The following is a 16,423-nucleotide window of genomic DNA, read 5'->3' on the forward strand; positions in this document are numbered from 1 at the left end:
TCTATTTTTTAAATATACTGTTTTGAGGATATAACAAGCAATGTAAACAGAAAGAAACATCTAAGCTTTAGCTCTATTTGTTGGTTTCGACCGAAAGCCGCCGATAGCTTTTTGTTATATTTGTGGGTAAACCAAAGCCTTAAAATGAAATACCTCAAGATACTGTGCCTGCTAATTGCAATGACACATTTCGCGGCCATAACCACTGCACAAGAGAGCATTAATACCGAAGTTTTTAAAAGTAGTTTTAAACCCACCGCAACAGGCGGCGATATCTGCTATAATGGTAAAAAACACTCTTTCAGGTTGCGTGCGGGCGGCAAAAAGATCACGCTCGCTGCGCCAAAGGGGCAGCAGGATAACCAGATGTATTTACAGATAGATGGCGTGCCATTCCAGGCCTCATTAGTCCCGCTGCCGCAACAAATGCTTGGATCGGTCCGGTTGGAGAACCTAACCTACCAGCAACAAAGAGAGATATTGGAAGGTTATGTAAAGTATGAGATAGACTATCTTGAAAACGAGCTTAAGATGAAATTAAGCAATATGAGGAAAGAGTGGGTTTACATCAACAACAGGCTGTACTATATTTGGCGGTTCGAGGCAAATTACGGCAGCGTTAGTTCGCAAGTAGTTAAACCGGTTGTGGCACAGGTTTATTATTCCACCGTGTGCTTCAACCAGGTGTTAGACCTAAACCGCCCCGTGTTTAAAGGCGATGATGTGAATAAGGTAAAAGGGCAGATCGATAAAATAGCTACTACTTTGCGGTTATACAGCACAGCAAAGCCGCCCCAAATTTAATGCGCGCTGTATACCCGGTGCAAACAATTCTGCCGGGCTGGCCTTTTATAAGCATACCAATAAGTAAAACTGTTATGCAACTCATAAAAAGAACCATAGCCATCATTTTATTTTTGGCAGTAAGCACGGCATCGCTTTTTGCGCAAACCAAAAAAGTGGCCAACTATTTTATAGGTAAGCCAGGTACCGACACCTATAAAAGCTATTCGTTTTGGGTTACCGATGGCAAACCCTCTGAGATATCATTAGCAACTGGTGCCAATCGCACCGAAACCAAAGCAACCTACAACGGCAAAGCCACCTACCAGGGCAAAACCTGTTTTAAAATGACAGCTGCCGATAAAAAGGTATATTACGTTTACCCCATTGATACTAAATTAGCCGTTGTAAATGCTGCCACCAAAAAGATAGAAACCTTCACTTGGGAATACGAAGGCCCGGTTGATGGCGTAGGTACCTTTTGCCAGCCCTGCGCTCAAGACGAAAAAGAAAGCATGAATTTGATGAAGGGGAGTTATTTGAAATAGCTGCTTTCTTTCTTACCACAAAGTGCGCAAAGAAAGAAACACAAAGAAGCACAAAGCCTTTTTGACGGTTATTTTAATCACGCCAAGGCGCTAAGCCGCAAAGAAAACTTACAGTAAATTCGCAAAGCTCTGCGCCCTTTGCGCTAACGACGTTGCAAATGCTCTGCGTACTTTGCGGTTAAATCGCCGCATCGGGCACTAATGCCAAACGTTGCTCATGAGGGTCTTCCGCCCACCAGGTTTCTGCCTCCTGCCAATAGCTTAATATTTCTTTTGCCCGATTGGTATAAACCCCATTACTGTTTTCTCCTTTACCACTTTGCAGAAAGAGATTTTTTATACCGCGTAAAAACATTACCCTGCGGTTATCTTTTGCCCCATTAGTGTAAGTCTCATTATTCGTCGATTCTTCACTAAAGTCAAACCAATAATCTTTGTTATGTTGCTTGCTTCCTATTCTGTGCCTGCGGTGCATATGATGTGCCGTACATTTTGAGGGCGGAATATCGGCACCCCATCCGAGCTGTACACCTTTTGGCGAGCAGTTTGAAATTTCGACAACGAAACTCGGCTCAGAACGATTGAATTGGAATGTCAGCAGATTGATTCTGTCCTCCTGTATCCTCCTAAAGTGGGGATAGCTCCCGGTAAAGCCTTTCTCCCGAAAAAAAGGAATTGCAATTTCTTTTATTGCTTTATCCATCAAAACCCTGAGTTCTTTACCTGTCATACCAATAAACGTCAATGCTCAATGCAGGGCTGTCTCCCAATCCTCATACGAGGGCTGTACTTCGAAACTTCTATCCATATAAGAACGCAAATAATCGGTTGCACGCTTTTGTGCGTATGCGTCGTTAAGTACTTCTCCCATTTCGTCCATCTCAATTACATTGGCGTAAATGGCAAAAACTTGCTCTATGGCGCTAGGTTCTTTGCCATACAACAACAAATAATCAACACCTTCGAGTGTATTTTGCCTGCCGCTCGCCATAAAATAAGCAAACTCCCTGAGGGCGCCGCTAAATGAATTACTTAGTTTCATGATTTACTGTGATTTTCACCAATAAAAAAGGCTCCGTAATGGAGCCTCAATTTAATCATTCATCTGCACATTTGAAATCTGAAATCTGCACATCCGCTGCTCACGTTCCGTATTCAGGCGTGGTTACTTCGCTTTCTTCGAACTCGTAATCGCTTAGCGGCGGGCATGAACATATTAAGGTACGGTCGCCGTAGGTATCGTTCACACGGCCTACCGATGGCCAGAACTTGTAGGCAGCTACATAAGGCAGCGGGAAGCCTGCTTTTTGGCGGGTGTAGCTGTGCTCCCAATCGTTACCGGTAATTACAGCAGCAGTGTGCGGTGCGTTTTTCAATGGATTATCGGCTTTGTCCGACAGGCCTTTCTCGATATCCTCTATCTCATGGCGGATAGATATCATGGCATCGCAGAAACGGTCGAGTTCGTGTTTCGGTTCCGATTCTGTTGGCTCTATCATCACCGTACCCGCAACCGGGAACGATACTGTTGGCGCGTGGAAACCGTAATCCATTAAGCGTTTGGCTATATCCACTACCTCTATGCCGTATTGTTTGAACGAGCGGCAATCCAATATCATCTCGTGTGCGCAACGGCCTTTGCTGCCGGTGTATAACACACTGTAATGCGCTTTAAGGCGGGTTTTAATATAGTTGGCGTTCAGTATGGCGTATTTGGTAGCATTGGTTAAACCTTCGCCGCCCATCATAGCTATATAAGCGTGAGATATCAGCAATATAGAAGCTGAACCCCATGGTGCCGATGACACAGCGTGGATAGCTTTACCATTATCGATATCAACCACGGCATGGCCGGGCAGGTAAGGTACCAGGTGTTTAGCTACGCCGATAGGGCCCATACCGGGGCCGCCACCGCCGTGCGGAATGCAGAAAGTTTTGTGCAGGTTAAGGTGGCAAACATCGGCACCAATGTTAGCAGGGCTTGTTAAGCCTACCTGTGCGTTCATGTTAGCGCCATCCATATAAACCTGGCCGCCGTTGGCGTGGATGATCTCGCATATCTCGATGATCGATTCTTCGAACACGCCATGAGTAGATGGATAAGTTACCATCAGGCAGCTTAGTTCGTTTTTATACTGCTCGGCGCGGGCACGCATGTCTTCCACGTCGATGTTACCGTTCTCGTCGCATTTTACTACCACGATCTTCATGCCGGCCATAGCTGCCGAAGCAGGGTTGGTACCGTGTGCTGATGACGGGATAAGCGCGATATTACGGTGGCTATCGCCGCGGTCGTTGTGGTAAGCGCGGATAACCATCAGGCCGGCATATTCGCCTTGTGCGCCGGCATTTGGCTGCAGGCTCATGGCGGCAAAACCGGTGATCTCGCTCAACCATTTGTTCAGTTCATCGAATATTTGCATGTAGCCGCCTACCTGGTCGGTTGGTGCAAAGGGGTGCATTTTGCTGAACTCGGCCCAGGTAACGGGTACCATTTCGGTAGTAGCGTTCAGTTTCATGGTGCAGCTGCCCAGGGCTATCATTGAGTGGCAAAGCGAAAGATCCTTTGTCTCTAATGATTTAATGTAACGCAACATCTCGTGCTCCGAGTGGTGCGAGTTGAACAACGCGTGGGTTAAGTATGCTGAAGTGCGTTGCAACTCGGCAGGGATAACGCTTTCGATGTTCTCGCGCAGCGCATCAAAATTAGCATCGGCTAAAGTTTTGCCTTTTACTTTGGCAAAGAAACGAACGATGTTCTTCACATCCTCGGGCGAAGTGGTTTCATCAAGCGAAATGGTTACTTCGGTGCCATTGTAGTGGAAGTTCGATTCGTTGTTCAGCGCCTCAGAATGTATCGGCCCTGCCAAAACACCCAAGTCGAATTTCAACGTATCAAAATAAGCTTTGTTCAGTTGCTCGTATCCCAACTCGTTCAAAGCTGAAGCTAACAATACGCTTAAGCCGTGTATACGCTCGGCTATCAGCTTAACGCCTTTGGGGCCATGGTATACAGCATACATACCAGCCATAATGGCCAGCAGTGCCTGCGCGGTACAAATGTTAGAAGTTGCTTTATCGCGGCGGATGTGCTGCTCGCGGGTTTGCAGCGCCATACGCAGAGCATAGTTGCCTGCCGAATCGATAGTGACACCGATGATGCGGCCGGGGATAGAGCGTTTGTACTCTTCTTTGGTAGCAAAGTATGCTGCGTGCGGGCCGCCAAAGCCCATTGGTATACCAAAGCGCTGGGTGCTGCCTACCACAATATCCGCACCCCATTCACCCGGAGGGGTGAGCAGGGTAAGGCTCATGATATCGGCAACAACGGTTAGTTTTATATTTTTTTGGTGCAGGGCATCGGCAAAGCCTTTGTAGTTGTACACCTCGCCATTGCCGGCGGGGTATTGTACAATGGCACCAAACATATCATCGGTAAGCTCGGCAGTTTGGTGGTTGCCTATCTCCAGCTTAATACCATAAGGCTCGCTGCGGGTCTTTAAAATATCAATGGTTTGCGGGAACAGTTCTTCACTCACAAAAAACACATTGGCTTTTTGGTTTTTGCGCAGGCTGTATTGCATAAACATAGCCTCGGCAGCAGCAGTACCTTCGTCAAGCAACGATGCGTTGGCAATCTCCATCCCGGTAAGATCTATCACCATGGTTTGGAAGTTGAGCAGCGCCTGCAAACGGCCCTGTGCTATCTCTGCCTGGTAAGGGGTATATTGGGTATACCATCCGGGATTTTCGAGGATATTACGCTGAATAACACCCGGTACAATTACATCATAATAACCCTGGCCTATGTACGATTTGAAAACTTTATTCTTAGATGCCGTTACTTTCAGCGTGTTGAGGTAATCAAATTCGCTTTTGGCAGCGGGCAGGTTAAGGGGCGCTTTTAGCCTTATTTTCTCGGGGACGGTTTCGCCGATAAGCTCGTCAATGGTGCTAACACCAATGGTTTTCAGCATTTTTTCGGTATCCTCGGGGTTGGGTGCTATATGGCGGTGCTGGAATTTCTCCTGGTAATCAATGTTCAGCTTCATGGAGGTGACTTGCCTTTTAAAATTTACCGCAAAGGTACGATTTTAAGCATTAGTAACAATTGAGTAACATGATATTGACAGGGTAGTTACAATGCTCCTAAAGCGTGGTATAATAGCGGTGCAGGTATGCCTTTAACTATTCTGCATTAAATTAATTATTGCGGGTGCTATTCGTTATTTTGCAGGTCGATCACTGATGCGGCACCAACGGCTATTAATACTTCTGTTTTTTATAGTTTTTGCTTTTAATGCAAAGGCGGCGGTATTTACGGTTACCAGCAATGCCGATAGCGGGCCGGGGACGTTGCGGGAGGCGCTAACCTTGGCAGCGGCTAATGGGAGTACGGAACAGGACTTTATTTACTTTAACCTACCGGACCAGAGTGAACAGGGGAGAACAATTTTACTTACGGATTTTTTGCCCGCTTTATCGCCAAATCTTACTATAGATGGGCTTACGCAGCCTGGAAGTGCTTTTGGAATATCTTACGCAAAAGTAAAAATTACCTTACCCGGTGGTTTGCAAGACTGGCCGGAAGGCTACCATCTTTTATATGGATCGAACTTGCAAAATGTTACCATAAGTGGCCTTTGGATTTGGAGTGACTATATTTATTATATGTCAGCCAGGATCATAGATATTGCAAATTCGACGCGTGTTGAAATTAAAAATAATCTGGTACAAGGGGGGCGTGTTTATGTAGAGCTTACCGATGAGGTGCGCGTTCAGGGCAACATTGCGGGCTTTGTGCCTGACGGAATAACATCTTTTAAAAGCAGTATTGAATTAGTGGACGTGAAAAGCTCGATAATTGGTGGCAGTTCTACAACCGGTAATCTTGTTAGTGAAACTATCGATATAAAAAGCTATACGCTTACAGGCCCATGGGGGTACGATATTTCGTTTAACAAAGTTGGGGTAGACTATACCGGTGCTTCCTCCAGCCCTAATTTATATACGGAGAAACGCCGCATCAGTGCAGATGTGCAAAATACTGTGGCACTTACCGGTACCATAACGGGTACCATTAGGGAAAATGTAGCCGGAAACAATTCCAGTGTGGTGATCTACGCTTCGGGCAATGGCACCGTAGAAATATCAGGCAACAGCATCGGTATCGACAAAAGCGGTACTGTAGCTTTCCAGGATTTTTATCCCGATTGGGTAAAATCCAACCCGCCTGCAACTACTGGTATCGTAATTGAGTCGGGTATGAAAGCATTAATACAACAAAATACGATAGCCTATGTTGCCAATGGTATATTAGAACAACTTGCAAATGAAGTAACGATAACGCAGAACAGTATTTTTTGCTTGCAAAAGTATTATAATTATAATATACACGATTTTATTGCCTACCCGAAGACACTGCCATTTGTAAAAATAAACCCGTACACCAATAATTCGATCTCGGGGAGAGCAACCGCCGGCGCTCGCGTAGAACTGTTTTCCAATGAGGGTGAAACCTGCGCAGGATGCGGCGCAAAGCGTTTTTTAACCGCAGTTAACGCCGATGCTCAGGGTAATTGGGCCTATAGTGGCATTTTGCCCGGCACCATAGTGGCATCGGCCCTATCAAATAATCAAACATCTCTTTTCACAAAACCGGAGCTTGACCTCACAAACATCACGGTTACACAAATGGATTGCGATGGCGCATTAGGGAAAATAACGGGTGCGAAATTTTATAATGCGGCTGCAGTTAAATGGATGGATGAAAACGGTAATGTTGTTTCTACCTCTATTGATGCCGAAGGGCTGCCTGCGGGTAAATATAAATTGGTAGTAGGCACTGATGGATGCAATGCAGTAAGCCAGGAAATAGAAATTATTGACCCGAGGCCCCGGATAGATGCTTCTAAAATTGTTATTGTTAGAGCAGGTTGTAACCAGTTGGGATCGGTAAAAGGAATTACTGCGAGCGCCAATGCCGGCGATCTGTTAACCTTTGTTTGGTTTAATGAAAATCAAATTCCGGTGTCGTCTGATTTAGACGCAACCGATTTGCCCTTTGGGGAGTATACTTTACGTGTTACAAACGAAACTACCCAATGCATAGCCCGTTACGGGCCTGTTATATTAGCCAACGACAATCCTCTTTCCATTAACGATGCATCCCCCACTATCACTCCTTCCAAATGCTATGAGAAAACCGGCTCCATTACCGGCATTACAGCTACCGGCACGGGCACCATTAAATATAGCTGGCGCGGAGACTCTAATTTAGAGGTAGGTACCGATCGCGATCTGATCAACCAGCCCCCCGGCAAATATATGCTGATGGTTACCGACGACAGTAACTGCGGCTACCTCTTCTCTAAAGAACACGTGATTCCGGCCATCCCTAATGATATCGCTATAGATATCTCTACCCGCACTGTAACCGATGCCACTTGCGATAATGCCAATGGCTCCATAAAAAACATCACCGTTACGCCCGATGTTCCGGGAGCGCTGTACATATGGGCCAACGAACGAAATGATATAGTGGGCTACGGCAAGGATTTATCGGGCGTTATTGCCGGCACTTATACGCTTACTATTTATGGTAGCTCCGTTTGTGAACCTGTGATCAGCCAACCCATAACCATTCAAAGCACCAATGGCGTATCGCTCGATTACAGTAAACAAGGCGGCGTGTCGCCAAGTTGCAACAGGAGCGATGGCTCTATAACCGGCCTGCAAGCGCCGGGTGCAACCACCTACAACTGGGTAATAACCGGCACAAACACAACTGTTGGGCAAAATTTAGACCTTACCGGTGTACCTGCGGGTTTTTATACGCTTACCATTAGCAATGGTATTTGTAGCAGGTCTTATCCATTCGAGGTTCAAGGTTTTCCGCCTACCGCTTTTACAGGTATTACCTACACCAAAACCAAAACCTGCGATGCCTTCCCCACGGGCACAATTACCCTGAACACAGATAACGCTAACGAAGAACCAAGAGCGTATCAATGGTACGACGAACAGGGCAACCCGGTTGGCTATACCAAGCAGGTACAATTTTTAAAGGCGGGCCGTTACAAACTGGTGCTGGAAGATAAAAATTATTGCTTGTTCGATTACCCTGAAGTGTTTACCATTGAGGCTTACCCTGAGCTGAAGGTAACCCGCGGTACCGAAACGCACATACAATGCGGTGTAGGCACGGGCAGCGTAACCGCAACTACTGTAACCGGGGGCACCGGCACTTATATTTATCAATGGAAAAATGCAGATACCGGGCAAGAACTACCCGGCAAAACACAGGCAAGTATTGAGGGCCTTGCAGCCGGTAATTATATTTTGGAAATTAAAGATGATGGAGGTTGTAACAACTTTCCGATCCCCTACACTATAGTAGACCAACCTGCTACCCCGCCTACGCCCGTTGCAGATGATATACAGGTTTACGGGGTCGGCAAAGCTACTATTAAGGTTAAAGATGCTTTCCCAACGGCCATTTACCGCATTTACGAAAGCGCTACCAACCCGCTGCCTATAAAAGATACCATTGGAGGCGATATTAATATTAACGTTAACGAAAGCCGAAGCTATTACATCAGCCTTACTTATGGCTACTGTGAAAGTGCACGTGCCGAAGTGAAGGTGTTTTTGAGCGCCCTTAGCGGGGGCGTCCCCAATACCTTTACGCCCAATGGCGATGGTGTTAACGATTTGTGGAATATCCCGGGCCTTGGTAGCTACCCAAGTGCTACAGTAAACATCTTCAACCGTAACGGGCAAAGCGTTTATCAGTCGGTAGGCTATGCCAAACCGTTTGATGGTACGCGTAATGGCAAGCAACTGCCGACAGGGGTGTATTATTACATCATCACATTACGGAAAGGCGAGGTGCTCTCGGGCTACGTTACTATACTGCGTTAAGTATGAAGCCTGAAGTAGTAAGTCTGAAGTCTTAAGTTCGGTGTTCGGAAAGGGCCGATGTTTGGGTTCCTTCTTTCGGACTCAAGACTTACAACTATGCCAATTGGCGCAGGTACATTTGTATGGTGTTCTCCAGGCCATAGTACAAAGCATCGCTTATCAGCGCATGGCCAATGCTCACCTCATCTAAGGCGGGGATATTGTCCGAAAAGTATTTCAAGTTATGCAGGTCAAGGTCGTGCCCGGCGTTTATGCCCAAGCCGAGTTTGTGCGCTACTTCAGCTGCTTTTACGTATGGCGCTACGGCCTGCTCTTTGTTTTGCAAGTATTGCGTAGCGTAGGCTTCGGTGTAAAGCTCAATGCGGTCGGTACCGGTAGTGGCGGCGGCTTCCACCATTTCTACAACAGGGTCTACAAATATCGAAACGCGGATACCCGCATCTTTAAATACTTTAATAATATCTTGTAGGTAGGCCTGGTTGGCTATAGTATCCCAGCCATGGTTACTGGTGATCTGGCCCAAAGCATCGGGCACCAAAGTAACCTGCTCAGGTTTGCTCGCCAGTACAAGTTCAACAAATTTTTGCTCCTGGCAATTGCCTTCGATGTTGAACTCGGTGGTAACTATCTTCTTCAGGTCGAACACATCTGCGTAGCGGATATGCCTTTCATCCGGGCGTGGGTGAACGGTTATACCCTGCGCGCCAAAACGTTCGCAGTCTTTTGCCACTTGTACCAGATCGGGGTTATTGCCACCGCGCGAATTACGCAGCGTAGCTATTTTGTTGATATTTACAGATAAACGAGCCATGGCGCAAAGTTATACATCATTTAAATAAATCGGCATTTATGAATAACTTTAAACCATGAAACCTAAGCGCCTTATTATCGAACTGATTGTACTCGCAATAATTTATACTGCAGTGTTTTTCTGCTACTCTGTTGTATATGCGCAAATCTACAACAGTCCCGATATTGCCAACGTATACAAAACTTATTCTATTACGCCGCCATCGCCGCCTCAAATTCTGGTGTTCTCGACCTTTTGCTTAATAAGCACTGTGGTTTATTTTATCCGCTCAGTGGTTAACCGTTATAAAAGCAATATCGTCAATGTCGTCTTGCTGGTCGGTAATGTCTTTTCGGTAACTGCATTATTGGGGGGCTATCAAGCGGTAATTGAATTAGAAAAAGCTTTTATTTAAATGGTGATACGTGGACACTATATTCTCCTCTTGCCGGGCCGCCCAGGTCGTCAGCAGATCAACCGCACCTCGAAGGCTACGTATTTATACCGATTGCGATTTTCGTGCTTATATTGATAAGTAGTTGTGTTATTACCGTTAGAAACTGGAAAACAAACACTTATGCCCAAACTCTATCTTAAAATACTTTCGCTATTTTTAATGCTAATGGCCTTTTGCTGCCGGGCGTTAGGCCAATCCCCCTACACGCCTATAAGCAATTACCGCGTTTATACCGGCGTAGCCAAAGGGTTTGGTTTGAACTGGGTAGTGCTTCGCAGTTTCGAAAACCGCAGCAGGCAATTCCTGCTATTGGTAAACCCGCAAACGATGGAGACAAGGATAGACCTGGCAACTTCGTACACCGTTACACCGCTTGATCTGGAAAAATGCCGTAGCGCTTTAAAAAATACACCTTATACTAAAGCACTTGCCGGTGCCGAAAAACAGTCGGCCGCCCTGCAGGATGCAGGGATAGAAACAGGGCTGCCTAAGGAGACGGGCATCAGCCTTACTGCGGACTTATGCCCTTCGCACCGCCCGCTGGACAGGCGTATATTTACCGATATCATCAATGGCTTTAAAAAAGTAGAACGCCCGGTACCCGTTGCCCTATCGGTAAGCGGGCTTTGGATGCTGAAACATAAACCCGACCTGCAATGGTTAAAACAATTGGAACAACAGCATGAGATAGATATCACCTGGATAAACCACTCGTACAACCATCGCGTTAGCGCAAAAGCTCCCCTGAAAGAGAACTTTTTATTAGAGCCGGGTACCGATATGAATTATGAAGTATTGCAAACCGAGCAGGCGATGATCATCAACGGCTTATTGCCATCGGTTTTCTTCAGGTTCCCGGGCCTGGTATCCGATCAGCAATTGATTTACCGCATTACAGGCTTCGGGTTGATGCCTATCGGTACCGATGCCTGGTTGGCCAAAGGTCAGCAACCGCATGCCGGCAGCATAGTGCTCATTCACGGCAATGGCAACGAGCCTACCGGCGTAGCCGATTTTATAAAATTACTCGGTACAAAAGCCTCTGCCATAGCACAAAAGCAATGGCTGCTTTACGACTTAAGGCAAACTGTAGACGAAGATTTCGAAAGCAATTAGCTAAAATGTTTTAGATGCATTTAAAGTGCATCGAAATGTGATTTTGGTGGCTCTTTGGGGTAAATTCATCAAAATTTCATAATGAAATATATTAGTTACTGAATTTCATTGCATTAAGCAACATTTTATTTAATATATTCGTAATACCAATTTTATTACATGCCCCAGTGATCCATTCGCCCGTACCCCTAAACGAAAAAGAGCGCCTCAAAGCGTTAGATCGATACGAGATCTTAGACACACTGAGCGAGTACGAGTTCGATCGTATTACCGAACTTGCCTCGATCATCTGCAATGTGCCTATCTCGTTGGTTTCGCTTGTGGACGAAAAACGGCAGTGGTTCAAATCCGCCCTGGGGCTTGATGTAAAGGAGACTTCCCGCGATATTTCTTTTTGCCGCTATGCCATAATGGATAGCGCCCCCATGGAGGTGCCAGATGCTACGCTTGACCAGCGCTTTAGCGATAACGTACTGGTGACCGGCGCACCTGATATCCGCTTTTACGCCGGCTACCCGTTGGTAGACCCGCAAGGCTACGCACTGGGTACGCTGTGTGTGATAGATAACGAACCGCGCGAGCTTACCAAAGCCCAAAAACGTGCCATGCAGTTGCTGGCACAGGAGGTAATAGTTTTAATTGTAGAACGCCGGCAGAAGCAACAGCTAAGCAGTTTCGAAAAGCTTTTCCAGTTATCAAACGATTTGGTTTTTGTAGGGAACGAGAACGGTTTCTTCAAAAAAGTGAACCCTGCCTTTACCCGCATTTTAGGTTGGAGCGAGGAGCATTTACTGAATACCTCGACTTTTGATTTTGTGCACCCCGAAGATGTGGAGCGTACCGTAGTACAGTTGGAAAAATTGGGGCAGGGCGAGCCCACGGTTAACTTTTTGCAACGCTTTAAGAGCGCCGACGGCAGCTACCGCACCATACAGTGGACCTCGACCCCCGAACCTTCAACAGGCAATATCTTTGGTATTGGGCGCGATGTTACCCAGAAAATAACACTCGAAAAAGAACTTGCCCGAACTACCGAAATGCTGGAACGCACCAACCGTGTTGCCCGCGTAGGCGGCTGGGAACTCGACCTGCACCGCCAAACTTTGTATTGGACATCGGTAACCAAAGATATACACGGCGTGCCCGACGAATACGAGCCCGATCTGGTCACTGCTATTGATTTTTATAAGATAGGCGAAAGCCGCGATAAAATTACCGATGCTATTAACAAGGCCGTAACCGGTGGTTTCCCCTGGAGCCTGGAACTGCAAATTACCAACGCCAAAGGTAAAGATACCTGGGTGCGTGCATTGGGTAACGTAGAGTTTGAGCAAGGTGTTTGCAAACGTTTGTACGGCACTTTTCAGGATATTGATAATTATAAACGAAGCGAAATTGCCCTGCGCCGCGCCATTGCTACCGAGAAGAAGCTGAACGAAGAGTTACAGGTACAAGTGAGCCTGGTGCAAAAGCAGGACAAAACCATACAGGATATACAGGAGTATAAATTCCTGGCCGACTCGATACCCGAAATTATCTGGACCTGCAACCCCGATGGCAGCGTTGATTATTATAACCGCTATTGGTTCGATTATACCGGCCTGAACATGCAGGAAACCCGCAGTTTCGGCTGGGGGCTGATACTACATCCCGAAGACGTGGAGAAAGACAGTATAAAATGGAATTACTGTTTGGATACCGGTACGCCCTACGAATCGGAGATTCGTTTTAAACGCCAGGCCGATGGGGTATACCGTTGGCACCTGTCGCGCGCATTGCCCATGAAGAACGAGCGGGGCGAGATCGTTAAATGGTTCGGCTCGTGTACGGATATCGATGAGTATAAACGTGCTTTGAATCTTGAAAATAAGATAAGCCAGTTCGAAGATTTTAACCGCATTGTGGCGCACAACCTGCGTGGCCCCGCCGGTAGTATAGGCCTGCTGTTGGATATGATAGACGATGAGGACGATACTGCTGAAAAAGCCAGTCTGCAAGGTATGCTGAAAGAAAGCAGCGTTACCCTCAACGAAACGCTGAACGAGTTGATGAAAGTGCTGGAGGTGCGCAACAACCAAAACATGGCTTACGATCTGTGCTACCTGCCCGAAATGGTAACCGTTACCGATGCCATGCTGAAAGGCCAGATAGCCGCTAAAAAAGCCCATATCACTACCGACCTGCGCGTAGCCACCATGAAATTCCCCAAAATGTACCTCGAGAGTATATTTTACAACATGGTAAGCAACTCGCTCAAGTACAGCAAGCCCGATGTTGCGCCCGAAATTGCCATTAACTCTAAAATGGTTGACGGCCGGGTGATGCTGGAATTTAGCGATAACGGCCTGGGGATTGACCTGCGCCGCCATGGTCAGAATATGTTTAAGTTGAACAGCATTTTCCACAAGGGCTACGACAGTAAAGGCGTAGGCCTGTTCATGACCAAAACGCAGATAGAAACCTTCGGCGGGAAAATAACCGTAGAAAGCGAACCCAATGTAGGGACGAAGTTTACCGTGGTGTTTTAGGTTTTCTTTCACGCAAAGGCGCTAAGGCGCAAAGAAAAAAAACAACAACACCGGGCTTTAAGGCGTTATAAATATTAAATTTACCTCATGCCCTACACCTGCCCCAAATGCGGCCGCGAACTGGTAAGCGAAAGCCAAAGCCACTACTGTGCGCGGGTAAGCTTGGATAGTTTATTCAAAGGCAAGTCGCCGGAGTTGGTACTGCTGTTCGATAAACTACTTGCCGAAGTTGCCGATTGGCCCGATGTGCTGGTAGGCACCACACCTAACTGCATCACCTTTGTGCATAGGCAAACCTTCTTCGTGATTCGCCCCATGCAAAAAGTGCTCGATTTGAAATTTTATTCAGCTGATAAATTGGAAGGCCCGCCTATTTTCAAATGTATAGCCGCAGGTACCCGTTTCCAAAACAATGTGCGCTTAAGTGATGTAAGTGAGTTGCGCCCGAAGCTGTTTAGCTGGATACGGGATTCTTATAACTTGCTGTAAGCCGCCATATAGTTATCCCCCTATCACCTCCACTAAAAACTGAATAGCCCCTTCGGAATGCAATGCCTCGGTAGATTGCATAGTCATTTCTGCAGTTTCGGATGCGCGTGTACGCATTTGCTTTTCATAGGCGGCAATTGCTGATAGTGTGTCGGGATGATTTTCGTTCAATAAAGCCTGCGCCAGTTCAAGGGCATCCAACATCGCCATATTTACACCTTCGCCTGCGTAAGGAGGCATGAGGTGGGCGGCATCGCCAAGGATGGTTAGGTTAGGCTGTGCCTCCCAGGTTTGGTCTAACGGCATGCAATACTGCGAGCGGGGGATAAATGGCCCTGTGGCATTTTTAAAAAGTTCCTGCCATATGTCAGCCCATCCGGCGTATTCGGCTTTAAACCAGGCAAGCACTTGTGCTTTATCTGCAAAATCTATCCCGCTTGTGCGCACCCAGTCTTCGGCGCATTTAAAGCCGGGGTAAAATACCAAGCTGCCATCGCCTTTAGAACTAACGATCAAGCTCTTCTCATCGCCAAAGGCAAATATTTTACCGCCGTTAAGTAACTCGTGTATTTTAGGGCTGTTTTGAGCCGAAAGATAAACAGCTCCCTCCATAGCCGTAACTCCAGAATAGAACGGTTTAATAGGCGTAAGGTAGGGGCGAAGCTTTGAGTTAGCGCCATCGGCCGCTACAGCTATATCGGCGTAAACTTTTTGCCCGTTCTTAAATTCAATATCCCAACCGCTACCGTTCGGCTGTATGGCCGCAAATTGGCTATCCCATATTACGGTACCGGGCTTTAAGGATTCCAGCAGGATATTTTGTAGAGGCCCACGGTCGATCTCGGGCCTTATGGTGTCTTCGCGCGGGGTTTCTTTATCATCGTACACCAACGTGGCGTGTTTATCTGCAATGCGTAAGGCATCGGCGCCTGGGCGGTAGTTAGCCCAAAATTCATCCATTAAACCGGCAGCATCTAAGGCTGCCAAGCCCGATTCTTCGTGGAGGTCTAACGTGGCACCTTTGGGGCGGGCATCTTTATGTGCGTCGCGTTCATAAACGTTAACATCGGCACCGTGCATTTGCAACAGGCGCGCCAGTGTAAGCCCGCCCGGGCCGCCGCCTATAATGGCTATCTTTTTATTGGCTATTGAGTTCATTGTCGAAAGTATTTTAGCATTCTGCCTAATATTGAAGACGACCATAGCCCTCGCATATTTTAAAGTATCTGCTGAAAAATACACCTATATATCATTATAGCGGCTTTGCTGTTCTTTTCATCTGAAATCTGCACATTTGCATACCTGCACATTCAACCGCGCCATGATAGCTGAAACCCCACAACCACCTTACTATGCTGTAATATTTACCTCCATCCGTACGTCCGTCGACGATGGCTATGGCGATATGGCTACCGAAATGGTGAAACTGGCTGCCGAACAGAAAGGTTTTTTAGGAGTTGAGTCTGCCCGTAACGAAACCGGCATTACGGTGTCTTATTGGAAAACGCCGGAGGATATCAAAAACTGGAAGGCCGTGGCAAGGCACCAACTGGCGCAAAAAACGGGGCGCGAAAAATGGTACGAAAGTTATAAAGTACGCATTTGCCTGGTAGAGCGCGATTACGGTTTTTAAGCGAAAATAAAATTTCGCGCCCTCCTTATTTTTTGCTATTTTCAAGCGGAAAGAGTTATCATACTGCTGTTTTACAGTTGCGTACTTTGATGTTTACAAAATTATTGTCCAAATTAGTATTCAGTGTAACTTTTATGTGGTTTTAGGCGTATAAAC

The 16,423-nt window shown here is 46.7% G+C and carries 13 protein-coding genes; 8 read left to right on the forward strand and 5 right to left on the reverse strand.

What is annotated here, in order from left to right:
* Positions 1-144: 144 nt before the first annotated feature.
* Positions 145-804 carry a hypothetical protein gene (locus BC343_RS19790; RefSeq protein ID WP_143822275.1) on the forward strand — a complete coding sequence of 220 codons (660 nt, stop codon included), beginning with the start codon at positions 145-147 and terminating at the stop codon, positions 802-804.
* Between the two features lie 74 nt (positions 805-878).
* Positions 879-1,331, forward strand: coding sequence for a hypothetical protein (locus BC343_RS19795; RefSeq protein ID WP_143822276.1), 453 nt, complete (start codon positions 879-881; stop codon positions 1,329-1,331).
* Positions 1,332-1,509: 178 nt separating this feature from the next.
* On the opposite strand, the gene BC343_RS19800 is transcribed toward BC343_RS19795, so the two are convergent.
* The 3 genes from BC343_RS19800 to gcvP form a co-directional block, all read right to left on the reverse strand.
* Positions 1,510-2,061 (reverse strand): DUF4304 domain-containing protein, encoded by a 552-nt coding sequence (locus BC343_RS19800; RefSeq protein WP_078349525.1) that lies wholly within the window; start codon positions 2,059-2,061, stop codon positions 1,510-1,512.
* Between the two features lie 18 nt (positions 2,062-2,079).
* Positions 2,080-2,373 (reverse strand): DUF7677 family protein, encoded by a 294-nt coding sequence (locus tag BC343_RS19805; protein WP_078349526.1) that lies wholly within the window; start codon positions 2,371-2,373, stop codon positions 2,080-2,082.
* Positions 2,374-2,473: 100 nt separating this feature from the next.
* A complete protein-coding gene (gcvP, locus tag BC343_RS19810) occupies positions 2,474-5,383 on the reverse strand; it encodes an aminomethyl-transferring glycine dehydrogenase (RefSeq protein ID WP_078349527.1) in 2,910 nt (969 codons plus the stop codon).
* Between the two features lie 619 nt (positions 5,384-6,002).
* Between gcvP and BC343_RS19815 the strand changes: the two genes are divergently transcribed.
* Positions 6,003-9,254 (forward strand): gliding motility-associated C-terminal domain-containing protein, encoded by a 3,252-nt coding sequence (locus tag BC343_RS19815; protein ID WP_162276901.1) that lies wholly within the window; start codon positions 6,003-6,005, stop codon positions 9,252-9,254.
* Positions 9,255-9,348: 94 nt separating this feature from the next.
* Here BC343_RS19815 and BC343_RS19820 read toward each other — a convergent pair whose 3' ends face one another.
* A complete protein-coding gene (locus BC343_RS19820) occupies positions 9,349-10,065 on the reverse strand; it encodes a pyridoxine 5'-phosphate synthase (RefSeq protein ID WP_078349529.1) in 717 nt (238 codons plus the stop codon).
* 55 nt (positions 10,066-10,120) lie between these two features.
* Between BC343_RS19820 and BC343_RS19825 the strand changes: the two genes are divergently transcribed.
* The 4 genes from BC343_RS19825 to BC343_RS19840 all read left to right on the forward strand — a co-directional run bounded on the left by BC343_RS19825 (position 10,121) and on the right by BC343_RS19840 (position 14,634).
* The gene (locus BC343_RS19825; protein WP_078349530.1) at positions 10,121-10,459 is read left to right on the forward strand and encodes a hypothetical protein; all 339 of its coding nucleotides are present in this window, start codon (positions 10,121-10,123) and stop codon (positions 10,457-10,459) included.
* Positions 10,460-10,621: 162 nt separating this feature from the next.
* Positions 10,622-11,617 carry a polysaccharide deacetylase family protein gene (locus BC343_RS19830; RefSeq protein WP_078349531.1) on the forward strand — a complete coding sequence of 332 codons (996 nt, stop codon included), beginning with the start codon at positions 10,622-10,624 and terminating at the stop codon, positions 11,615-11,617.
* Positions 11,618-11,784: 167 nt separating this feature from the next.
* Positions 11,785-14,145, forward strand: coding sequence for a PAS domain-containing protein (locus BC343_RS19835; RefSeq protein WP_078349532.1), 2,361 nt, complete (start codon positions 11,785-11,787; stop codon positions 14,143-14,145).
* 87 nt (positions 14,146-14,232) lie between these two features.
* Entirely contained in the window at positions 14,233-14,634 is a 402-nt protein-coding gene (locus BC343_RS19840; protein WP_078349533.1) for a DUF5655 domain-containing protein, read from the forward strand.
* Positions 14,635-14,646: 12 nt separating this feature from the next.
* Here BC343_RS19840 and BC343_RS19845 read toward each other — a convergent pair whose 3' ends face one another.
* Complete coding sequence (locus BC343_RS19845) at positions 14,647-15,792, reverse strand: FAD-dependent oxidoreductase (protein ID WP_078349534.1); 1,146 nt, start codon at positions 15,790-15,792, stop codon at positions 14,647-14,649.
* A gap of 163 nt (positions 15,793-15,955) precedes the next feature.
* On the opposite strand from BC343_RS19845, the gene BC343_RS19850 reads away from it, so the two are divergent.
* Positions 15,956-16,267, forward strand: coding sequence for an antibiotic biosynthesis monooxygenase family protein (locus BC343_RS19850; protein ID WP_078349535.1), 312 nt, complete (start codon positions 15,956-15,958; stop codon positions 16,265-16,267).
* Positions 16,268-16,423 lie beyond the last annotated feature (156 nt).

It is taken from the genome of Mucilaginibacter pedocola, assembly GCF_002013915.1.
In the GTDB taxonomy this organism is placed as follows: Bacteria; Bacteroidota; Bacteroidia; order Sphingobacteriales; family Sphingobacteriaceae; genus Mucilaginibacter; species Mucilaginibacter pedocola.